Annotated in this window: 19 protein-coding genes; 7 read left to right on the forward strand and 12 right to left on the reverse strand. The window is 69.2% G+C overall.

Translation table 11 applies throughout. From position 1 onward, the window contains the following. Positions 1–169 precede the first annotated feature (169 nt). Positions 170–1390, forward strand: coding sequence for a serine/threonine transporter SstT (gene sstT, locus MRB47_RS11845; protein WP_252100804.1), 1221 nt, complete (start codon positions 170–172; stop codon positions 1388–1390). 110 nt (positions 1391–1500) lie between these two features. On the opposite strand, the gene MRB47_RS11850 is transcribed toward sstT, so the two are convergent. Further along, on the reverse strand, positions 1501–2229 hold the full coding sequence (locus MRB47_RS11850; protein WP_047350314.1) for an ABC transporter ATP-binding protein: 729 nt from the start codon (positions 2227–2229) through the stop codon (positions 1501–1503). A 24-nt stretch (positions 2230–2253) separates the two neighbouring features. Here MRB47_RS11850 and MRB47_RS11855 point away from each other — a divergent pair, with 24 nt between their 5' ends. Beyond that, entirely contained in the window at positions 2254–2901 is a 648-nt protein-coding gene (locus tag MRB47_RS11855; protein ID WP_011805479.1) for an arylesterase, read from the forward strand. Between the two features lie 15 nt (positions 2902–2916). On the opposite strand, the gene MRB47_RS11860 is transcribed toward MRB47_RS11855, so the two are convergent. The 3 genes from MRB47_RS11860 to MRB47_RS11870 all read right to left on the reverse strand — a co-directional run bounded on the left by MRB47_RS11860 (position 2917) and on the right by MRB47_RS11870 (position 5581). Further along, the gene (locus tag MRB47_RS11860) at positions 2917–3753 is read right to left on the reverse strand and encodes a DUF2189 domain-containing protein (RefSeq protein WP_015913159.1); all 837 of its coding nucleotides are present in this window, start codon (positions 3751–3753) and stop codon (positions 2917–2919) included. 94 nt (positions 3754–3847) lie between these two features. Next, positions 3848–5095, reverse strand: coding sequence for a PLP-dependent transferase (locus MRB47_RS11865; RefSeq protein WP_252100805.1), 1248 nt, complete (start codon positions 5093–5095; stop codon positions 3848–3850). Positions 5096–5128: 33 nt separating this feature from the next. Further along, positions 5129–5581: a BON domain-containing protein gene (locus tag MRB47_RS11870; RefSeq protein WP_252100806.1), complete on the reverse strand. Its 453-nt coding sequence runs from the start codon at positions 5579–5581 to the stop codon at positions 5129–5131. 137 nt (positions 5582–5718) lie between these two features. On the opposite strand from MRB47_RS11870, the gene MRB47_RS11875 reads away from it, so the two are divergent. The 3 genes from MRB47_RS11875 to MRB47_RS11885 are packed head-to-tail and all read left to right on the forward strand — an operon-like array spanning position 5719 to position 9167. Then, entirely contained in the window at positions 5719–7461 is a 1743-nt protein-coding gene (locus MRB47_RS11875; RefSeq protein WP_252100807.1) for a SulP family inorganic anion transporter, read from the forward strand. Between the two features lie 34 nt (positions 7462–7495). Further along, the gene (locus tag MRB47_RS11880) at positions 7496–8269 is read left to right on the forward strand and encodes a GGDEF domain-containing protein (RefSeq protein WP_103738755.1); all 774 of its coding nucleotides are present in this window, start codon (positions 7496–7498) and stop codon (positions 8267–8269) included. A gap of 10 nt (positions 8270–8279) precedes the next feature. Beyond that, positions 8280–9167 carry a MinD/ParA family protein gene (locus tag MRB47_RS11885; protein ID WP_088886920.1) on the forward strand — a complete coding sequence of 296 codons (888 nt, stop codon included), beginning with the start codon at positions 8280–8282 and terminating at the stop codon, positions 9165–9167. 58 nt (positions 9168–9225) lie between these two features. Here MRB47_RS11885 and MRB47_RS11890 read toward each other — a convergent pair whose 3' ends face one another. The 7 genes from MRB47_RS11890 to gltS form a co-directional block, all read right to left on the reverse strand. Then, positions 9226–10131 carry a pirin family protein gene (locus tag MRB47_RS11890; RefSeq protein ID WP_252100808.1) on the reverse strand — a complete coding sequence of 302 codons (906 nt, stop codon included), beginning with the start codon at positions 10129–10131 and terminating at the stop codon, positions 9226–9228. Then, on the reverse strand, positions 10128–10532 hold the full coding sequence (locus MRB47_RS11895) for an OsmC family protein (RefSeq protein ID WP_252100809.1): 405 nt from the start codon (positions 10530–10532) through the stop codon (positions 10128–10130). The genes MRB47_RS11890 and MRB47_RS11895 overlap by 4 nt, the downstream gene beginning before the upstream one ends. Positions 10533–10625: 93 nt before the next feature. Next, the gene (locus MRB47_RS11900; RefSeq protein ID WP_252100810.1) at positions 10626–13136 is read right to left on the reverse strand and encodes a penicillin acylase family protein; all 2511 of its coding nucleotides are present in this window, start codon (positions 13134–13136) and stop codon (positions 10626–10628) included. Positions 13137–13226: 90 nt separating this feature from the next. Next, complete coding sequence (locus tag MRB47_RS11905; RefSeq protein WP_103738730.1) at positions 13227–14213, reverse strand: LD-carboxypeptidase; 987 nt, start codon at positions 14211–14213, stop codon at positions 13227–13229. After that, positions 14206–15291: a tRNA adenosine(34) deaminase TadA gene (gene tadA / locus MRB47_RS11910; protein WP_252100811.1), complete on the reverse strand. Its 1086-nt coding sequence runs from the start codon at positions 15289–15291 to the stop codon at positions 14206–14208. The genes MRB47_RS11905 and tadA overlap by 8 nt, the downstream gene beginning before the upstream one ends. A 53-nt stretch (positions 15292–15344) precedes the next feature. Continuing rightward, complete coding sequence (locus MRB47_RS11915) at positions 15345–15581, reverse strand: hypothetical protein (RefSeq protein ID WP_015913150.1); 237 nt, start codon at positions 15579–15581, stop codon at positions 15345–15347. A gap of 28 nt (positions 15582–15609) precedes the next feature. Next, positions 15610–16824 (reverse strand): sodium/glutamate symporter, encoded by a 1215-nt coding sequence (gene gltS, locus MRB47_RS11920; protein WP_011805491.1) that lies wholly within the window; start codon positions 16822–16824, stop codon positions 15610–15612. 205 nt (positions 16825–17029) lie between these two features. Here gltS and MRB47_RS11925 point away from each other — a divergent pair, with 205 nt between their 5' ends. Further along, positions 17030–19033, forward strand: coding sequence for a peptidase U32 family protein (locus MRB47_RS11925; protein ID WP_252100812.1), 2004 nt, complete (start codon positions 17030–17032; stop codon positions 19031–19033). Between the two features lie 292 nt (positions 19034–19325). Beyond that, a complete protein-coding gene (locus MRB47_RS11930) occupies positions 19326–20606 on the forward strand; it encodes an O-acetylhomoserine aminocarboxypropyltransferase/cysteine synthase family protein (RefSeq protein WP_015913148.1) in 1281 nt (426 codons plus the stop codon). A 68-nt stretch (positions 20607–20674) separates the two neighbouring features. Here MRB47_RS11930 and egtB read toward each other — a convergent pair whose 3' ends face one another. Further along, complete coding sequence (egtB, locus tag MRB47_RS11935; RefSeq protein ID WP_252100813.1) at positions 20675–22036, reverse strand: ergothioneine biosynthesis protein EgtB; 1362 nt, start codon at positions 22034–22036, stop codon at positions 20675–20677. Positions 22037–22040 lie beyond the last annotated feature (4 nt).

Raw genomic sequence — 22040 nt, forward strand, 5'->3', positions numbered from 1 at the left:
CGGACAGCCGCTAAAATCCGCGTTTCTTCCCTTGACAAACGGGCCGCTGCCACAAGCGGCGCCGCTTGCCTGACCGCCTTCATGGCCGTCCCTGTGGCGGCCGCGCCTGCCACAAGGCGCCGCGCTGCGCGGCCTGCGCAGCGGCTCAGGCCCTCCTTCTGTTCAGATCATGATCCTCTCTCCCCTGTTGCGCTGGGTGCAGCGCACCAGTCTGGTCACCCAGATCGCCATCGCCGTGGTCATCGGCATTGTGCTGGCGGCTGTATGGCCGGCCGCAACGCCCCACTTGGCCATACTTGGCTCGTTGTTCATCTCGGCCCTGAAGGCGGTGGCGCCGGTGCTGGTGTTCGTGCTGGTGATGGCCGCCATCAGCAACCACACACCGGGCGAGACGACGCACATCCGCCCAGTGCTGGTGCTGTACGCGGTGGGCACGCTGGCCGCGGCCACCGTGGGTGTGGTGGCCAGCATGTGGTTTCCCAGCACGCTCACGCTGCAGGCGCCCGCACAGGCCGCCGCGGGGCCGGGGTCGGTGTCCGAGGTGCTGATGAACGTGCTCAAGAGCGTGGTCGAAAACCCGGTCAAGGCGCTGCTGGAGGCCAACTACATCGGCATCCTGGCCTGGGCCATTGCGCTGGGCCTGGCGCTGCGCCACGCCAGCGCGGGCACGCGCGCCATGCTGCAGGACGGCGCAGCGGCCATGACGCAGGTGATCCAGCTGGTGATCCGTCTGGCGCCTCTGGGTATCCTGGGCCTGGTGGCGAGCACCTTTGCAGAAGCCGGCGCGCAGGTGCTGTGGGGTTATGCCCAACTGCTGGCCGTGCTGCTGGGCTGCATGCTGTTCGTGGCGCTGGTGGTCAACCCGCTGATCGTGTACGTGGCGATCCGCCGCAACCCCTATCCGCTGGTGTTGATGTGCCTGCGCGAGAGCGGCGTGACGGCGTTCTTCACGCGCAGCTCTGCCGCCAACATCCCGATCAACCTGGCCCTGGCCAAGCGCCTGCGCCTGAACGAGGACACCTACAGCATCGCCATTCCGCTGGGCGCCACCATCAACATGGCCGGCGCGGCCATCACCATCAGCGTGCTGTCGCTGGCCGCGGCCAACACCCTGGGCATCCAGGTGGATCTGCCGACCGCGCTGCTGCTGTGCGTAGTTGCGTCGCTGTGCGCCTGCGGCGCATCGGGCGTGGCCGGCGGCTCGCTGCTCCTGATTCCGCTGGCGTGCAGCCTGTTCGGCATCGGCAACGACGTGGCGATGCAGGTAGTGGCCATCGGCTTCATCATTGGCATCCTGCAGGATTCGGCCGAGACGGCGCTGAATTCCTCCACCGACGTGATCTTCACCGCCGCCGCCTGCCTGGCACAGGAGCGCAAGGCGCAGCTCTGATTCACCACCAGCTCGCTATCGATACGAGAGCTGTCAGCGCATGCTATGCAAGGGTTTCAATATGAAATTCATTGAAAACCAGCTACCATCAAGCGCTGGCAGCTATTCTTTCAGGAGTTATCGACCAGCCGTCCGGCCTCAATGGTGATGCGCCGGTCGCAGCGCGCGGCAATGCCGCGGTCATGCGTGACCAGCACCAGCGTGGTGCCCTGCTCGCGGTTGAGGGCCAGCATCAGTTCCATGATGGTCTCTCCCGTGGCGAAGTCCAGGCTGCCCGTGGGCTCGTCGGCCAGCAGCACGGCGGGCTCCACCACGAAGGCGCGCGCCAGCGCCACGCGCTGCTGCTCACCGCCCGACAGCACCTTGGGATAGTGCGTCAGGCGCTGGCCCAGGCCGACGCGCTCCAGCATGTCGGTCGCGCGGCGGCGTGCATCGCGGATGCCCGCCAACTCCAGGGGCAGCATCACGTTCTCCAGCGCCGTGAGGTTGCCCATGAGCTGAAAGCTCTGGAACACGAAGCCCACCTGCCGCGCGCGCAGTGCTGCGCGGTCGTCCTCGTCCAGTGCGAACAGGTCCTGCCCGCCCAGGCGCACCGTGCCGCGCGTGGGCGTGTCCAGCCCGGCGATGATGGACAGCAGCGTGCTCTTGCCGGAGCCCGAGGCGCCCACGATGGCCGCAGTCTCCCGCGGCGCCAGGCGGAAATCGATATCCCGCAAAATCTCCAGCGTACCCGTGGAGTCCGTGACGGACTTGGACACATGCTCGACCGCGATGATGGATTCGGGCGGCATGCGGTCGTTGGAGGCGGCAGGGGCCGTGGCGGCGGAGGTTTCGGACATGAAAGGTTCTCGGCAGTGAAGCATATGGTTCGGCGTGACTTTATCGTGGCGGGCGCCCTGGCCCTGTGGGGCGCGGCGCCCGCCCTTGCGCAGTCCGGTGGCAAGAAGCCCACCCGCGCCCCCGTGATCCTGGTGGTGGGCGACTCGCTCAGCGCCGAATACGGCCTTCCGCGCGGCACCGGCTGGGTGGCGCTGCTGGACAAGCGGCTAGCGCAGGAGAAGATCCCCGCCACGGTGGTCAACGCCAGCGTGAGCGGCGACACCACCGCCGGCGGCCGTGCGCGGCTGGCCGCACTGCTCCAGCAGCACCGGCCTACGCATGTGGTGATCGAACTCGGCGGCAACGACGCCTTGCGCGGCCTGCCGCTGGCCAGCACCCAGGGCAACCTGGCGTGGATGACCGAACAGGCCCAGGCCGCGGGCGCGCGCGTGCTGCTGGTGGGTGTGCAGGTGCCGCCTAACTACGGCGCCAACTACACCCGGCAGTTCGCCGAGGTCTTCGAAAACGTGGCCCAGGAGCGCAAGGCGGCGCTCGTGCCCTTCCTGCTCAAGGGCGTGGCCGATGGGCCCGATCCCACGGCGCTGTTCCAGCCCGACCGCATCCACCCCACGGCCCAGGCGCACCCGCGCATGCTGGACAACGTGTGGCCCGCGCTGCGCGCGTTGCTGTAAACCACCGTCAGAGAATCAGCCGGCGCTCTGCGGCGCCTGCGCGGGCGCAAGGGGCGCAGTGGGCGCCGCCACCGCCGCGCGGTAGGCATGCCAACTGGCATGCCCCAGCACCGGCCCCACCACCAGCAAGCCCGCGCCCCAGGCGAACAGCGACAACGCCACCAGCGCCGTGATGAGCAGGCCCCACAGCAGCATCACGCCGGGGTTTTCCACCACCACCCGCATGCTCGCAATGCCGGCCGTGAGCGCATCGGTGTCGCGGTCCAGAATCATCGGAATGGACACCACCATGCTGGAGAACACCAGGGCCGCGAACACACTGCCCACCAGCAGGTACACGGCGACGAACTGCCAGTTGCCCGGGTTGAACACCGCCTGCACCACCCCCGTGGTGGACGGCATGCCGGTGTTGAAGAACACGGCAAACACCACGAGCGACGCGCGGCCCCACAGCAGTTCCAGCACCACAAGTACGAGTACCAGCATGCCCATGCTGCCCAGGTGGCGGTCCCAACAGGTCAGCGATTCGCCCAGGTCGGGCGCCAATCCCTGTTCGCGCCGGCGGCTGGTGTCGTATAGCCCCATGGCCAGGAAGGGGCCCACCAGCAGGCAGCCGCTGGCAAACGACATGGTGTATTCCGGCCGCGCCTGGAACACCCAGCCCAGCAGGAGTGCCATGCCCCAGAACCACGTACCGTAGAACAGCGCCACGCCGGGCGCGGCCATCATGTCGCGCGCCCCCAGCACGAGCCAACGCAGCGGGTCCGGCCAGCGCAAGGGGTTGAGAGTCACCGGTGCGGACACCGGCGCGGAGGTGACTGGCGCGGAAGAATCAGACATGGCGGTCGGCATCGCTGCGGCAGTGGCGTTGCTGCCACCTTAACCACCTGACTGCCTGACCACCATCAAGGAAACTACCACCCTCGCCGCGCCAGCCGCCAACGCATCAGGCAGCTCCAAAGGCCTGGTGCATCGCCTGCGCCAGGTCGGCACGCAGGTCGTCCACGGCCTCCAGCCCCACGGAGAAGCGCACCACGGTGCCGGGCCGCAGATGCGCGGTGGCGCCCGTGCGCATGCTGGGCAGGTCGTAGGGCACCACCAGGCTCATCGGCCCGCCCCAGCTGTAGCCCAGCTTGAACAGGCGCAGGCCGTCGCAAAAGGCATCCACTTGCGCCTGGCTGTGGCGTGCGTCAATGACCACGCTGAAGAGGCCGGCGGCAGCGCCCTGCCCGCCATTGGCTGCGCCGCACAGCGCCTTCCACTGCGCATGGCCGGGCGATCCGGGCAGCGCCGGGTGCAGCACCTGGGCCACCGCGGGCTGCAAGCCCATCCACTGCGCCAGGTCGCGCGCGGCCGCATCGTGCGCGTGGTAGCGCAGCGCCATGCTGGGCAGCGCCCGCAAGACCGCTTCCACGTCGTTCGCCCCCACTCCGAGCCCGAGCCGCATATGCGTGAGTTTGATGCGCAGATGCAAGCCTTCGTCGCGGGTGGTGATGCTGCCCATCAGCACATCGCCCCCGCCGCTGGGGTACTTGGTGAGCGCATGCACGGACACGTCCACGCCCAGCGCGCCCTCGGCACCCGCACCATGGCCCAGCAGGTCGAAGGGTGCGAAAGCCAGGCCCGCGCCCCAGGTGTTGTCCAGCACCGTAGCCACGCCGCGTGCGCGGCAGATGCGCACCTGCTCCACCAGGTCGGGGAACTCCAACGTCACGGAGCCCGGCGCCTCCAGCCACACCAGCCGCGTGGCGTCGGTGATCTTGGATGCGAGGTCCGCCGGGTCCAAGGGGTCATAGATACGGTGGCCGATGCCGTAGTGGCGCAACTCCACCTCGGCCAGTGCCTTGTTGGGACCATAGGCGTTGTCCGGGATCAGCACGTCGTCGCCCTGGCGCAGCAGCGCCAGCGATACGGTGGAAATGGCCGCCAGGCCGCTGGGCACCAGCAGGCACTGCAGCCCGCCTTCCAGCGTGGCCAGGCGCTCTTCCAGCTGGTAGGTCGTGGGCGTGCCGTGCAGCCCGTAGGTGTAGCTGCTCTTGTCCTTCCACTCGCGCGCGCGCATTGCGGCGACGTTGGGGAAGATGACGGTGGACGCCTTGTGCACCGCTGGCTGCGGGGCATGGAAACCCTGCGGCGGTGTGTACTCGTGGTGAATGAGGCGGGTGGACAGGTCGGGTGGGGAGGGCTGCTTCATGCGCCGATGGTAGAGCCTGTCCCCCACCCAGGCTCAGCCGCCGCTGGAGATGGTGAGGTTGTTGACCACCGAGGTCACGCCCGGAACGGCCTGTGCGATCTGGCTGGCGCGGTCACGGGCCTGCTCGCTTTTCACGGGGCCATTGAGCGTGACGACGCCCGCACGGGTGTCCACGTCGATCTTGATGGCGCTGAGGTCCGGGTCTTGCGCCAGGCCCGCGTTCACCTTGGTGGTGATGCCGGCATCGTCCATAAGGGCGGCTGCGTCGGCCGTGGCGTTGCGTGAAGCCTGCCCGGCTTCCTGCGCCGCGGATTCCATTTTTTGCTTGGCATCCTGGGCCGCCTGTTCGGTCTTGTTGATGGCGGAATCCAGGCGTTGCCCGGCCGTGGGTTCCTCCGCCTTATTGCAAGCACTCAGCCCGGCGGCCAGGGCAGCGGAAGCGGCGAAAACGGTCCAGCGCGACGCTCGAAAAAGAGGGGTTGTCATGGGCATATCTCCTTCCAGTGGGTACGGAGTCCACTGTAGAAAGCCCTGGCTGCCGAGCCGGTCGGAGAGGACCGAAACCGCAGTAGGACAACAGCGGCTTTCAGGCACGTGCCGACGCAAGCCTGGACAATCGGCCCATGGCCTCATCCTTGCTGCATCGCTGGTTTCCCTTTCTCTCCTGGCCCCGCCCGACATCCGCGCTGCTGCAGGGCGAGTTCTGGGCCGGCATGACCGTCGGGCTGATGCTGGTGCCGCAGGGCGTGGCGTACGCCGCGCTGGCCGGCATGCCGCTAGTGACGGGGATCTACGCATCGCTGGTGCCGGCACTGGTAGCCGTGCTGTGGAGCTCATCCACCCGCCTGGGCGTCGGGCCCACGGCGCTCACCAGCCTGCTCATCGGCGCGTCGATCACCGGGCTGGCCGAGCCCGGCAGCGCCCATTGGGTCACGCTGGCGGTGTGGATGGCCCTGCTGTCGGGCCTGCTGCAGCTGCTGCTGGGCGTGGTGCGTTTCGGCTGGCTGCTCAACCTGGTGACCTCGCCGGTGCTGGGCGGCTTCACGCAGGCTGCGGCGTTGCTGATCCTGGCCTCGCAACTGCCCGACCTGTTGGGCCTTCGCACCAGCTGGAGCGCCCTGGCGGTCAGCCCGTCGCTGCACCACTTCGACCTGCGCGCGCTGGCGTTCGGCCTGGGCAGCCTGGGCTGCCTGGTGCTGGCGCGGCGCTGGCGCTCCAGCTTCCCGGCCGCCATCGTGGTGATCGCGCTGGCGGCACTCATCAGCTGGGCCATAGGCTATGCCGATGCCGACGGCGCCGTGATCGGCCACTTGCCCTCCGGCCTGCCGACGCTGTACTGGCCGGGATGGCTCTCGTGGGAAGAAATGGGCGCGCTGGTGATGCCGGTGATGGTCGTCACGCTGGTCAGCTTCCTGGAGACCGCCTCCAGCGCCAAGGTAGAGCACCACCAGGGCGGCACCCGCTGGAACGAGAACCAAGACCTGATCGCCCATGGCATGGCCAAGATCAGTTCGGGCCTGTGCGGCAGCTTTGCCACCAGCGCGTCGTTCTCGCGCTCCGCCATCAACCTGTATGCAGGCGCCAAGAGCGGCTGGGCGACGCTGTTCGCGCTGGTGCTGGTGCTGGCAACGCTGCTGTGGCTCACGCCGGCCCTGTACCACGTACCACAGCCGGTGCTGGCCGCCGTGGTGGTGACGGCGGTCACCAGCCTCATCAAGCCCGTCGGCATGTTCCGCCTGTGGCGCGTCTCGCGCGTGGAGACGGCCATCGGCCTCGTAACCTTCGGCCTCACGCTGGCCACGGCGCCGCGTATGTACTGGGGCGTGCTGGTGGGCCTGCTGATGAACCTGAGCCACTTTCTCTACCAGCGGCTGCACCCGCGCATCATCGAGGTGGGCCTGCACCCCGACGGCAGCCTGCGCGACCGCCACCTGTGGCAGCTGCCCCCGCTGGCGCCAGAGCTGCTGGCCCTGCGCATGGATGCCGAGCTGGACTTCGCCTCCGCCAATGCGCTGGAGCGCCGCGTGACCGACGAGCTGGCCCAGCGCCCGTCCATGCGCCACCTGTGCCTGTTCGCGCTGCCCATCAACCGCATCGACGTGACGGGGGTGGAGGCCTTCATCCGCCTGCGCGCGCTGCTGCAAAGCCACGGCGGCACGCTGCATGTGACCGGCATCAAGCTACCGGTACAGCACACGCTGGACAATGCAGGCGCGCTGGCGCCGGGACCCAACTTCGCGCTGTACCGCACCGACGCCGAGGCCATCGCGGCACTGCAGAGGCTGGCTCCCCCCGACGCCGGGAACCCTGCCTCGGCCCCGCAGTCCGACACAAGTGGCCCAGCTCAGCCGCTACCGAAGCTATAGCTGCTACACTGCCGATAGATATTTGTTTCTGGTTGTGACAAACACCGCGTCCCCCGCTTCCGTCTCTCTGCGCGACCTGCGTCTGGCCACGGCCCATGCCCTGGTGGCGCAGTCGTTGGGTTCCGAAGTGTCCCTGCAGGGCCAGACGCCGCTGCTGTACCTGCAGAACCTCATTGACGGCCTGTGCGAACTCTCGCTGAAGGACCCGCTCACCGGGCTGGCCAACCGCCGCCACGTGCGTGCGGTGCTGGAGCGCGAGATCGACCGGGTCGCGCGCTCGGGCGAAGCCGCGCTGCTGCTGATGCTGGACATCGACCATTTCAAGCAGGTCAACGACCGCCATGGCCACCTGGCCGGCGACATCGTGCTGCAGTCCGTCGCGCGTACGCTGGAGAGCTGCGTACGCCCCATGGACACCGTGGCCCGCTACGGCGGCGAGGAATTCGCCATCGTGCTGCCCGCCTGCCAGTTCGGCTTTGGCCGGGTGATCGCCGAACGCGTGCGCCGCGCGATCGAAGCCACGCCCGTGCGCATCTCGCCATCGCTCACGTTGAATGTCACCGTGAGCATCGGCGGCGCCTTCGCGCTGCAATGGATCCGCAGCACCACCGCCCTGTGGGCCGACCGGGCCGATGCCGAGCTGTACAAGGCCAAGCTCGGCGGCCGCAACTGCATCAGCATCGAAGAACAACCCGACAGCACGGTCACTGCGGAAGAAAAGAGTTTGCTGTTCGGCCCGCTATACACTCCGTCGGGATGGGGCGACCTGCCCCCGCCTTTGGATCCATCCACAGGCAGCGCCTATTGAAAGCCCAGTGATGAACGACGCGCTGTCCCCCAACCCGACGACTCCACCGGCCGGCGCCGCTGCGCCGGCTTCTGCTTCCGTGCCCTCCGCCACACCCGCCAACGCACGCATCATCGCCATCACCAGCGGCAAGGGCGGCGTGGGCAAGACCTTCGTGTCCGCCAACCTGGCGGCCGCCCTCACCCGCCGCGGGCACCGCGTGCTGGTGCTGGATGCCGACCTGGGCCTGGCCAACCTGGACGTGGTGCTGAACCTGCACCCCAAGGTCACGCTGCACGACGTCTTTACCGGCAAGGCCCAATTGGAAGACGCCGTGATCAAGGCACCCGGCGGCTTTTCGGTCCTGCTGGCCGGCTCCGGCATGGTCGAGTACTCGCGCCTCACGCCCGAGGTGCGCAACGAATTCCTCAACGTCATCCACACGCTGGCACCCCGCTTTGACGTGGTGCTGCTGGACACCGGCGCGGGCATCTCGGACGTGGTGCTGTTTTCCGTCTCGCTGGCGCACGAGGTGCTCATCGTCGCGACGCCCGAGCCCACGTCGCTCACCGACGCCTACGCCGCCATCAAGGTGCTGGCCACCCAGCAAAAGCGCCAGCACGTGCGCCTGGTGGTGAACCAGGCCGCACGTCCGGGGGACGGACGCGCCATCACCGGGCAGTTGCAGCAGGTGCTGGACCGCTTCGTGACCACCGACACCGGCCGTCCCATGCGGCTGATCCACGTAGGGGACATTCCCGCCGACACCTCGGTGCGCGACGCGGTGATGCGCCGCCAGTTGCTGATGCTGCAGATGCCCGGCTGCCCGGCCGCGCTGGCCGTGGCCCAGTTGGCGAACAAGGTGGAGTCCACGATGCTCACGCCATCCCCCGAAGGACCGGGCGCAAATCGCTCCTGAAAAAATAGCTGCTAGCGCTTGCCCAACAAGCGTTACAGCCACTTTTGACTTCAATAACTTACCCCAGAAACCTCCGCGGCGGCAGGGGAATGCGTTCGCTCTCGCCCGGGATGTGGCCCATGGCGTCGCGATCCCAGTCATCGGCGGCCTGCACGATGCGCTCCTTGCGGCTGGAAACGAAGTTCCACCAGATGTGGCGCGGGCCGTCCAGCGCGGCGCCGCCGATCACCACACACCGCGCCCCCGCCTTACCCGCGCGCACGCTGGTGGAGCGGCCGGGCTCCAGCAGCGCCAGCGTCTGCGCGGGCAACGCCTCGGCGTCCAGCCACAGCCCCTCGCTCACGGTGTAGAGCGCCATCTCGTCGGCCTGCGCGGGCAGGTCCAGCGCAGAACCCGGCTCCAGCTGCACATCCAGCAGCAGCGTGGGCGCAAACGTGGCCACGGGCGACTGGCAGCCGAAGGCCGCGCCGATCAGCACCCGCACCGCTGCGCCGCCATGCTGGCAGGCCGGAATCTGGTCCGCAGGGGTGTGGGCGAAATGCGGCGGCACGTCCTCATGCGCCTGCGGCAGCGCCGCCCAGAGCTGGATGCCGTGGTTCACATAAGTGCTGTGCGCGAGCGCGGGTGGGCGCCGCTCGGAATGCACGATGCCGCGCCCCGCCGTCATCCAGTTGATGGCGCCGGGCTCGATCTGCTGCAGCGAACCCAAACTGTCGCGGTGCAGGATCGCGCCCTCGAACAGGTAGGTGACCGTGGCCAGCCCGATGTGCGGGTGGGGCCGTACGTCATAGGCGGATGCAGGCGCCACCGTCGCGGGGCCGAAGTGGTCGAAGAACACGAAGGGCCCCACCGACCGGCGCTGCAGCGCCGGCAGCAGGCGGCGCACGGTGAAGCCGCCGCCCAGGTCCTTGAAGTGCCCGCTCAGGCGCAGAGGACCCTGCGCAGGAATGGCGCCGGCGCTCATGCGCGCTCCACCACGGTGGTGATCTCGGTGGTCACCTGGGTCATGAGCTTGTGCACGGGGCATTTGCCGATCGCGGCCTGCAGCTCGGCGAGCTGCGCATCGCTCAAGTCGCCCTGCACTTGCAGCCGTGTGGCCAGGCGATAGGTACCGCTGCGCTCCTGCGAGGCATCACGCTCCACCACGGTGCGCACGTCCTGCACGTCCCAGCCCTTGCGCCGCGCGTACCACAGCAGCGTGAGCGCCTTGCAGCCGCCCAGCGCGGCGTCGTACAGGTCGTGCGGGTTGGGGCCGGTGTCGTCGCCGCCTTCGGCGGCCGTGCCGTCCACCACCCATTCGTGGCTGCGGATGGTGAGGCGCTGGGCCATGGGGGTGCCCTCGATGCGCTGCAACTGGATGGTCATGGACGGCTCTCCTTCAGGGTTGTCCGTGCCACTGTAATGCGACAGGCGTGACAAGCGTGACAAGCGGCACCGCGGCGTGCGCCCGCCCGGTATCTAGGGGCGCAGCTGCAACTGGTGCACGTAGCGGCGCGGCTGGCGCTGCAGGGGGCGGTAGCCGCCGCCGGCCCAGGCCTGGGCCATGTCGGCGTAGCGCGGCGAGAACACCAGCCCGCTCTGACCCGTCTGGTAAATGAACAGCGAACGCTCCGGGTCCTGCAGGTCGTACAGCGCGCGCAGCGAGGGCGCGTGCCGGCTGGCGAAGGGCTCCACGGGCTGCGCAGCGTTGTACTGGCCCACGTTGACGCTGTACGCATCGCCCCCCGAGGGCACGCCCACGTTGAACCAGCGCGACAGCACGGGCACGCTGCCCAGCGGCTTGTGCACGGAAAGCGCCGGATGCGCCGCGCCCCACGCCCAGCGCTCGGGCTGGTCGCCATAGCGCGCGGCCAGGCGCTGCACGGTGCACTCCAGCGCCGCGCCGGCATGTGCGGCGCAGCCGTGGGGCGGGCACCACCAGGTGTCGCCGCGCTCCAGCATGCCTTCCAGGCCCGCACGGAAGTCCCGCCGGCCGTAGGTGGCGGCAAAGCGCTCCTCACCCACGCGGGGCACGACCAGTGCGCGCGTGAGCTCGTCGGCCCACACCGACAGGATGAGCGGCGCCGCGCGGTCGGCGCGCATGTCGCCGTCAAAGCCGCGCAGCAGCGCCTGGGCCTGCCGCGCCAGCGGCTGCGAGACCGGAGCCGCCAGCAAATGGGGCAACAGGCGCAGCGCGGCGGGGGACACCGTGTCGCCCTGTAGTGCGCGCAGGGACGGCAGGTCGTGCAGGCGCCGTGCCTCCAGCTGCTGCTCTATGCGCTGGTAGCGGTAGGGCAAGGCCCAGTCCTGCGTCAGGAAGTGCGGATAGCCCGGCGCCGTGATGCGCTGGTTGGCCGTGGCGATCCAGCCGCGCGCGCCGCCGTCGTCCTGCGGCGTCTGCGCCAGGGGCAGCCAGCCCTGCCAGTCGTAGCGCGCCTCCCAGCCCGGCGCGGGGGCCACGCCGCGCAGGTCGTTGCCGGCCGCACGCAGGGGCACGCGCCCAAAGGCCTGGAAGCGGATCGCGCCATGCACGTCCGCCGCCACCACGCTCTGCATGGGCGAGTGGTAGTGCGCCATGCCTGCGAAGAGCTCCTCCACCGAGCGCGCCTGGTTGCTCAGCAGGCCCGCCAGCACGGTGTGGTTGTCGGCATCCAGTGCACTCCAGCGCAGCGCGATGACATGCCGGCGCAGGTCCAGCACGCTGCCGTGCAGCGCGGGCTGCGCATCGCTGATCACCGGCCCATGGCGCGTGCTGCGCACGGTGTGGCGGACGTCGGGGCGGCCCTTCACGCGGATCACGTGCTCGCGCTGCTCGAAGCCCTGCCAGCCCTCGGGCGTGCGGTAGCGCGAGGGGTCGTCGGGGTGGATGGCCTCGATGTACAGGTCTTGCACATCGGGCGCGGTGTTGGTGAAGCCCCAGGCCACCTCGGCCGTGCGGCCCAGCACCACGAAGGGCAGGCCCGGTAAAGTGGCGCCGATCACGTCGATGGCCGCGACGGGCGTGCCGTCGGACGCCCTGCCCTGCGGCGCCTTCAGGTGCGCGAAGTACCACAGCGCCGGCGCGCCCAGGCCCAGGTGCGGGTCGTTGGCCAGCAGCGGCCGGCCGCTGGCCGTGCGCGTGCCGTCCAGCACCCAGTTGTTGCTGCCGCGCCCGCCGGGCGTGCCCAGTCCCGCCACGAAGTCCTGCGACCAGGCCTGGAGCGCCTGCGCCGCGCCTTCGCCTGCGGACTCGGCATCGGCCTGCGGGGCCGGTGCAGCCGCCTGCGGCGCGCGGTACACGCCCAGCGACCGGTACAGCGCCTGCAGGTCCACCGCCGTCGCGGGTGCCTCGCCAGGATAGGGCGGCATGAGCTGCCACAGCCGCTCGGTGGGCAGCGTGGCCGCCAGCGACAGGCGCGCAAACTCGTTGCCCCAGTTGCCGCCCAGGTCCAGCGCCATCATCAGCGCCCAGGCCACGCTGTCCTCGGGCGCCCAGGCCACGCCCTGCGCACCGCCGCGCCGCGCACCCAGCAGCAAAAACTCCGGCGGCAGCGCCTGGGTCCGCGCCGCGTGGAAGGACTGGATGCCCCGGCTGTAGGCCTGCAGCGCCTCGCGCGCGAACGCGGGCAGCGCGGCGTACTGGCGGCGCGCCGCACCCATGATGTCCAGCGTGCGCATGAGCTTGTCGGTGTCCAGCGTGGCGGGGCCGAGGATCTCGGACAGCTCGCCGTGCATCAGCCGGCGGTTGAACTCCAGTTGCCAGGTGCGCTCCTGCGCATGCACGTAGCCCATGGAGAACCACGCGTCCCAGGGCGTCTGCGCCTCGATGTGCGTTACGTCGGCTTCGTCGCGGCGCACCGCCACGGCGTGCTGCAGCCCGGCGGCGCGCAGCGCCCCGTCCAGTTGCGGGAAGCTGCGCAGCGCATACACCGCGGCCACGCTGCCGGCCAGCAGCAGCGCTGCCACCAGCGCCACCACGGCGCCCGCGCCGATGCGTTGCAATCTGCCCATGCCGCCTCCCCCGCCGTCGCGGCGTTTCAAGCCAGAACCTACCATCGCGCTCACCCTTCAAGCGCCGGCAGCTCTTAAATCAATAGCATCTCAGTGGGCGTGGCCCCAGTAGATGAGCGCGTCGCGCCCTTCGACCGACAGCGACACCTCCGCGCCCACGGGCAGCAGCACCTTGGTGGGCACATGGCCGAACGGCAGGTTGGTGAGCACGGGCGCCTTGATCTGCGTGCGCAGCCAGTCCACCACGCTCTGCAGCTTGAAGCCCTTGTCGTGCGGCGTGAGCTTGTATTCATTGAACTGGCCCAGCACCACGGCCTTTTGCTGGGCCAGCACGCCGGCGTGCAGCAACTGGGTGAGCAGGCGTTCGACGCGGTAAGGGTGTTCGCCCACGTCCTCCAGGAACAGCACGCCCCCCTTGACCTGTGGGAAGTACGGCGTGCCCACCAGCGAGCACAGCACGGCCAGGTTGCCGCCCCACAGGGTGGCCTTCTTCACGTAGATGTCGCGCACGGCGGGCTGGCCGTCGGCGCGGGGTTTCTCGGCGTTCATGCGCCAGCCGCTGCCCTCGCCGTGGCCGGTGAGCAGATCGTCCAGGCAGGCCAGCATGATGTCGTCGGGCTCGCCCGGCACGCCCAGGTCTCCCACCAGCGCCGGGCCGGCCCAGGTGGTGGCGCCGGTCTTGGCCAGCAGCGCGGACTGGAAGGCCGTGAAGTCGCTCACGCCCACGAACTGGGTTCCGCGCTCCACCGCCTTGGCCACGGCCTTGTACTGGATGCCCGGCAGGATGCGCGTGAGACCGTAGCCGCCGCGGCTGATCAACGCCACGTCGGCGCCGCTGGCGGCCGCGCGGTGGATGGCGGCCAGGCGCGTAGCATCGTCGCCGGCAAAGCGCGTGTGGGACGCGAGCGCGTCCGGGTCCACCTCCACCTCGTGGCCCATGGCCTGCAGGCGGGCAATGCCGCGCTTGAACGCGGCCTTGTCGCGCACCGCGCCAGAAGGGGAGTAGATGTAGATGTGCCGGGGGCCGTGAGGGTGATCGCAGTGATCGTGGCCGCAGTCGTGGGGGTGGTTAGGCATAGCGGGTGAAGTATTCCATAGCGCGCAGCGCCGAGGCGGCACTGGCGTCCGGCACGGTGAGGAGCGGCGCGGCATCGGCATCGGCAAAACGGGCAAAGGCGCGCGGCCCGGCGCGATGGCCGGCATCAGGGAACGGCGCGGCGTCGCAGGGCGCGCCACGCCGCACATGCAGCACGCGCACCAGGGGCGCCGACGCCGCATCGGGCAGCAGCGGCGCACCGGGCTGCGCCACCTGCACCACGCCGCGCAAGGCCAGGCGCTGCACCAGCTCGGCCAGCACCTGTCGATGCCAGTCGAGGCGGTGGGCGGCTTCTTTCTTGGGTTTGTCGCTGCGGCCGAAGCCGATCAGGTCCGGCGCTACCACGCGGTGGCCGGCCTGCGCGAAGGCCGCCAACATGGGCTGCCAGCCATGGCTCCAGCCAGGGCTGGCATGCAGCAGCAGCCAGGTGCGGGCGGCGTCGCGTGGGCCTTCGTCCAGGTAGTGCAGGCGCAGGCCGGCCAGCGCGGGCAGATCGCTCACGTAATGCGGCGCGGGGCCACCTAGGTGGGCGAACGCGGCGTCGGGCGTGCGCAGCGCGTCCTGGCGCAGCGGGTGGGCGGCCAGTTGCTGCGCCCGCTGGGCGCGGCGGCGATCGCGGAAGAAGTCGCTCAGCAGTGCACCGCATTCATCGGCCAGCACGCCGCCTTGCACCGCGGTCTGGTGGTTGAGACGCGGCTCGGCGAACAGGTTGACCACCGAGCCCGCCGCGCCGGTCTTGGCATCCGCCGCGCCGTAGACCACGCGCGGCAGGCGCGCGTGCAGCATGGCGCCGCTGCACATGGCGCACGGCTCCAGCGTGACGTAGAGCGTGCAGCCGTCGAGCCGGTAGTTGGAGAGCTGCGCCGCGCCGGCGCGCAGCGCGGCCATCTCGGCATGCGCCGTGGGGTCGTGCCCGGCGATGGGGGCATTGCGCCCGGTGGCGATCACCTGCCCATCGCGCACCAGCACGGCGCCCACGGGCACCTCGCCCGCCTGCTGCGCGGCGCGCGCCTGGGCGATGGCCTCGCGCATCCAGTGGGCGTCGTCGGATTCGCTCATCTTTCAATAGCTGCTTGCGCTTGATGAATAAGCGCTAACGGCCATTTTGGTCATCAATCTTCGGGCAGGGTGCGTGGCTGCTGCATCAGTGCGTCCATCTGCTGCTTCACCTGCTGCTGCACCTGCTGGCTTTGCGCGCGCACCGTGGAGGCGGCGCCCTCCGCCGGCGCCGGCAGCCCCTGCACGGCGGGCGGCACGGCGACGCGCGTGGCGCCCATCTGCTTCTTGACCAGTACGGCCACGAGGGCCAGGGCCAGCAGCAGCCCGATCAGTCCGAATCCTGTACGCACCGCCTGCCCTCCGCGCCGTGGTGGGCGCTTAGCCGAACACGTTGATGAAGACCTGGATGGCCACGGCATTGACCAGGTCGATGAAGAACGCGCCCACCATGGGCACGATCAGGAAAGCCTTGTGCGACGCGCCGTACTGGTTGGTAATGGCCTGCATGTTCGCCACCGCCGTGGGCGTGGCGCCCATGCCGAAGCCGCAATGCCCCGCACAGAGAACGGCCGCATCGTAGTTGCTTCCCATCAGGCGGAAGGTGACGAAGCCCGCGTAGGCCGCCATGACCAGCGTCTGCACGCCCAGGATGATGACCAGCGGACCCGCCAGCCCGGCCAGCTCCCACAGCTTGAGAGACAGCAGCGCGATCGCCAGGTAGACGGACAGCCCGGTGTTGCCGAACACGTCGATGGCGCGGTCGAACACCTCGAAGTTGAAGACGTAGTCCAGCACGTTGCGGATCAGCACGCCCCCGCCCAGCGCCCACACGAAGGTGGGCAGCTGCAGCGCCGTGCCCTTCGTCAACTGGCTCATGAACTCGGCAAAGGCCAGGCAGCCGGCAAACAGTGCCATGGTCTCGATGGCCGCGTCCGCGGTGATCAGGCGCGTCTTGTGCGGGAACTCGAAGTTCGGCGTGCCCGCCTCCAGCGCGCCGGCATCACCCGTGCCCTGCGGGTGCTTCAGCCCGTGGCGCTGGATCAGCCATTTGGCCAGCGGCCCGCCGATCAGCCCGCCGATGACCAGGCCGAAGGTGGCACAGGCAATGCCCAAGGTGATGGCGCCAGGGATGCCGTGGTCGTTTTCCAGCACCGAGCCCCAGGCCCCGGCCGTGCCGTGCCCGCCCACCAGAGTGATGGAGCCCGCGATCAGGCCGATCAGCGGGTCCAGCCCCAGCGCGGTGGCCAGCGCCACGCCCACGCTGTTCTGCACGCCGATGAACACCACCACGACCAGCAGGAAGACGATCAGCCCCATGCCGCCCTCGCGCAGCTTGAGGAAGTTGGCGCTCAGCCCGATGGAGGAGAAGAACACCAGCATGAAGGCGGTCTGCAGGCCGGTGTCGAACGACGCACGCACATCGAACGCGGCGTTCAGCCCCCAGGAGATGAGCGCCGCCACCAGGCCGCCCGCCACGGGTTCCGGAATGTTGAATTCGCGCAGCCAGCGGATGCGCTGCACGAGGAACTTACCCACCAGCAGCACGATGGCCGCGAAGATCAGGGTGTAGTAGGTGCTGAACTGTATATCCATGTGATCTCAGAGGAAGAACCACGCCGGCGGACGCAACCCGGCCGTGCCGCTGGCGGTGGAAGCGGCAGGCGCACAAACCACACGCGCGCTAAGCGCCCTGTCCATGAACCATCCGGGAAAACCCGCAATTTTGCCAGACGCGCACCTGCCGCCGGGTACCCCCGCCCCGGCACGGCCGGGCGCAGACCGGGATAATTCACGCCCTATGTCCCTCCTGCCCCACCAGCTCGAACTGCTTTCCCCCGCGCGCGACGCCGATATCGGCATTGAGGCCGTGAACCACGGCGCCGACGCCGTCTACATCGGCGGCCCCGCCTTTGGCGCGCGGGCCACGGCGGGCAACGACATCCGCGACCTGGAGCGGCTCATCCAGCACGCGCACCGTTTCAACAGCCGCATCTTCATCACGCTGAACACCATTCTGCGCGACGACGAGCTGGAGGGTGCTCGCCAGATGGCCTGGCAGGTGTACGAGGCCGGCGCCGACGCGCTCATCATCCAGGACATGGGCCTGCTGGAGCTGGACCTGCCGCCCATCCAGCTGCACGCCAGCACGCAGACCGATATCCGCACGCCCGAGAAGGCGCGCTTTCTGCAGGACGTGGGCCTGTCGCAGATCGTGCTGGCGCGCGAGCTGGACCTGGCGCAGATCGCCGCCATCCGCGCGGCCACCGACCCGGCGCGCACCACCATCGAGTTCTTCATCCACGGCGCGCTGTGCGTGGCGTACTCGGGCCAGTGCTACATCAGCCATGCACACACCGGGCGCAGCGCCAACCGCGGCGACTGCAACCAGGCCTGCCGCCTGCCCTACGAGGTGCTGGACGGCGCCGGCCGCATCATTGCGCACGAGAAGCACGTGCTGTCGATGAAGGACAACAACCAGAGCGACAACCTGCGCGCGCTGATCGACGCCGGCGTGCGCAGCTTCAAGATCGAGGGCCGCTACAAGGACATGGGTTACGTGAAGAACATCACCGCCCACTACCGCAAGCTGCTGGACGAAATCATCGAGGAGCGCGAGTTCACGGCCGAGCCGCTGGCGCGCTCGTCCAGCGGCCGCACCACCTTCACGTTCGAGCCCGATCCCGACCAGAACTTCAACCGCGAGTTCACCGACTACTTCGTCAACGGCCGCAAGGAGGACATCGGCGCCTTCGACACCCCGAAGACGCCGGGCCGCGCCATCGGCTGGGTGACGCAGATCGGCGACAACTGGTTCGAGCTGGAGGTGAGCGACAAAGCCACCGCACTGCACAACGGCGACGGCCTGTGCTACTACGACCTGCAAAAGGAACTGGTGGGCGTGCACATCAACCGCGCCGAATGCGTGGCGCCCAAGAAGGGCATCTGGCGCGTGTTCCCCAAGAACGAGATCACCGAGTTCAAGGACCTGCGCCGCGGCCTGGAGATCAACCGCAACCGCGACATGGACTGGGTGCGCACGCTGGAGAAGGAATCCAGCGACCGTCGCATCGGCCTGTGGGCCCATCTGGCCGAGACCGCCGACGGCTTTGCGCTCACGCTCACCGACGAAGACGGCTTCGTGGGCACTGCGTCGGTCATCCAGCCCCACCAGCCAGCCACCGATGCGGTCAAGGCCGAGGCCACGCTGCGCGATCAGCTCGGGCGCTTTGGCGCCACCCGCTTCGCCGTGCACGCCATGGCGCTGCAGCTCTCGCAGCCGTGGTTCGTACCCGCATCGGCACTGAACCAGTTGCGCCGTGACGCCGTGGTCGCGCTGGAGGACGCGCGCACCGCCGGCTTCGTGCGCCTGCCGCGCGCCGTGCCGGTGCAGCCGCCCGTGCCCTTCCCCGAAGACACGCTGACCTACCTGGCCAATGTGTTCAACCACAAGGCGCACGACTTCTACGTGAAGCATGGCGTGAAGGTGATCGACGCCGCGTACGAATCGAAAGAGGAAGAAGGTGAAGTCAGCCTGATGATCACCAAGCACTGCGTGCGCTTCTCCATGAGCCTGTGCCCCAAGCAGGCCAAGGGTGTGATCGGCGTGAAGGGCACCATCAAGGCCGAGCCGCTGCAACTCATCAACGGCAAGGAAAAACTCACCCTGCGCTTTGACTGCAAGCCCTGCGAGATGCACGTGGTGGGCAAGATGAAGAAGTCGGTGATGAACCAGCACCTCAAGGACATGCAGGCCCAGCCCCTGCAGTTCTACCGCACGCGACCGGCGCCCACCTCCGCCTGATCCTGGCCTGCTGCCCAAAACATGGGCATCGCGTGCCAGGCGATGACTGGCGCGGCTTCGCGCAGTTGCCCACGGGGTTTTCCACAGCACAGCCCACAGGCTGCGGGAATAACGCAACGCCCGCCCGGCGCCGCGCGGGCGCATATCGACATTGCCAATGCATCGTTGGCCTGTGGAGGGTGGGCCGCCATAATCGCGCGGCTATCTCCGCCCCAGGGCGCCCAGGGGCTCGCACTAGGAAGCGCCCCAGGACGCCGGGCCCCGCCCTCCCCTTCACCCGCAAAGGAAGCACATGCGCATCGAGACATTGGCCGTCCACGCCGGCTATTCGCCCGACCCCACCACCAAGTCCGTGGCCGTGCCCATCTACCAGACGGTGGCCTACGCCTTCGACAGCGCCCAGCACGGCGCGGACCTGTTCGACCTGAAGGTGCCCGGCAACATCTACACGCGCATCATGAACCCCACCACCGACGTGCTGGAAAAGCGCGTCGCGGCGCTGGAGGGCGGCATTGCCGCCGTGGCCGTGGCCTCGGGCATGGCGGCCATCACCTACGCCATCCAGGCCATCGCCGAGGCGGGCGACAACATCGTCAGCGCCAGCACGCTCTATGGCGGCACCTACAACCTGTTTGCCCACACCTTTCCCCAGCAGGGCATCGAGGTGCGTTTTGCCGACGCACGCGATCCCGCCAGCTTCGGCCAGCTGATCGACGCGCGCACCAAGGCCATCTTTGTCGAATCCATCGGCAACCCGCTGGGCAACGTGACCGACATCCGCGCCCTCGCCGACGTGGCCCATGCGCATGGTGTGCCGCTGATCGTGGACAACACCGTGCCCAGCCCCTACCTGCTGCGCCCCATCGAGCACGGCGCCGACATCGTGGTGCACGCCCTGACCAAATACCTGGCCGGCCACGGCAACAGCATGGGTGGCGCCATCGTGGACAGCGGCAAGTTCCCCTGGGCCGAGCACAAGGCACGCTTCAAGCGCCTGAACGAGCCCGACGTGAGCTACCACGGCGTGGTCTACACCGAGGCCCTGGGCCCGGCCGCCTATATCGGCCGCGTACGCGTGGTGCCGCTGCGCAACACGGGCGCTGCCATCTCGCCGCACAACGCCTTCCTGATCCTGCAAGGCATCGAGACGCTGGCGCTGCGCATGGACCGCATCTGCGAGAACACGCAGAAGATCGCCGAGGCGCTGCAGGGCCACCCCAAGGTGGAATGGGTGCGCTACGCGGGCCTGCCGAACCACCCGGACCATGCCCTGGTGCAGCGCCAGATGAAGGGCCGCGCCTCGGGCATCCTGTCGTTCAGCCTGAAGGCCAGCGGCGACCCGCGCGCCGCCGGTGCGCGCTTCCTGGACGCGCTGCAGCTGTTCACGCGCCTGGTGAACATCGGCGACGCCAAGTCGCTGGCCACGCACCCGGCCTCCACCACGCACCGCCAGCTCAATCCCGAAGAACTGGCCCAGGCGGGCGTGACCGAGGGCATGGTGCGCCTGTCCATCGGCATCGAGCACATCGACGACCTGCTGGCCGACCTGCACCAGGCGCTGGACGCGGTTTAAGCGATTTTCGGCTATAGCGCTTTCCTGGCAAGCGCTAGTAGCTCCTGATTCAGGAGCATACCCACCGCTCAGCGGGCATCGCGTGCCAGCCGCAGGCCCGTGAACTGCCAGCGCGCCGTGGCGGGAAAGAAGTTGCGGTAGCTCGCGCGCACATGGCCGGGCGGCGTGGCGCAGGAGCCGCCGCGCAGCACGTACTGGTTCACCATGAACTTGCCGTTGTACTCGCCCACGGCGCCGGGCGCGGGCGCGAAGCCGGGGTACGGGGCGTAGCTGGACTGCGTCCATTCCCAGACCTCGCCGCCCATCGGTGGGGGGGTGTCGCCGCCCCCCGCTGGCGCCGCGGGGCGAGGATGCAGCCGGCTGCCGTCGTCCAAGACATCGGCATCTGCGGGATGGTCCACGCAGCCCGCGGGCCCGGCACAGGCCGCCGCGGCCACCTCCCATTCGGCTTCCGTGGGCAGGCGCGCGCCGGCCCAGCGGGCAAAGGCATCGGCCTCGTAATAGGACAGGTGCACCACCGGTTGCGCAGCATGCAGCCGGCGCTCGCCCGTCAGCGTGAATTCGCTCCAGCCGCCCGGCCCGCCGCCTTGGCCGCACTCCCCATCACCGCGCCAGTAGATCGGGTGCTCCAGCCCTTGCGCACGCCGCCAGTCCCAGCCCTCGGCCAACCAGTGGGCCGGCTCGCGGTAGCCGCCGGCCTGCACGAAAGCCAGGTACTGCGCGTTGGTCACCGGTCGGGTGGCGATCTCGAAGGGTTGCAGGAAGACGGTGTGGCGCGGCGTCTCGTTGTCGAAGGCGAAGCCCTCGCCATCGTGGCCGATCTGCGCCAGGCCGCCTTCCAGGCGCCGCCACGCGGTGTCTTGTGCCGCAATGGCGTCCACCACCACGGCCGCGGCTGTGCCCTGGTAGGCCGGCCACAGCGGGTTGCACCAGAGCAGGTGCTTGACGTCGGTGAGGATCAGCTCCTGGTGCTGCTGCTCATGCTGCAGGCCCAGTTCCACCAGCGCCAGCACGTCACCCGGTACCTCGGGCTGCGACAGGAGCTGCTGCATGCGCGCATCCACGTCGGCGCGGTAGGCCCGCACAGTGGCCAGGTCGGGCCGCGTGATCAACCCACGCTGCGGGCGCGGGTGCTGCCGCCCCACGCCGTGGTAGTACGAGTTGAACAGCACGCGGAACGCCGGATCGAATGCTCGGAAGCCGCTCTCGTGCGCCTCCAGGACGAAGGTCTCGAAGAACCAGCTCGTGTGCGCCAGGTGCCATTTGACGGGGCTGGCGTCGGGCATGGACTGGGCGCAGCAGTCCTCGGCCGAGAGGGGCCGCGCCAGCGCCTCGGTGGCCGCGCGCACCGCGGCGTAGCGCCGCGCCATCGAGGGCTGCGACTGCTGCGGCGACGACGGCAGCGTGGGAGTCGAGGGTGGCAAGCGCATGTGG

Source organism: Diaphorobacter sp. LI3, assembly GCF_022807955.1.
GTDB lineage: Bacteria > Pseudomonadota > Gammaproteobacteria > Burkholderiales > Burkholderiaceae_C > Diaphorobacter > Diaphorobacter nitroreducens.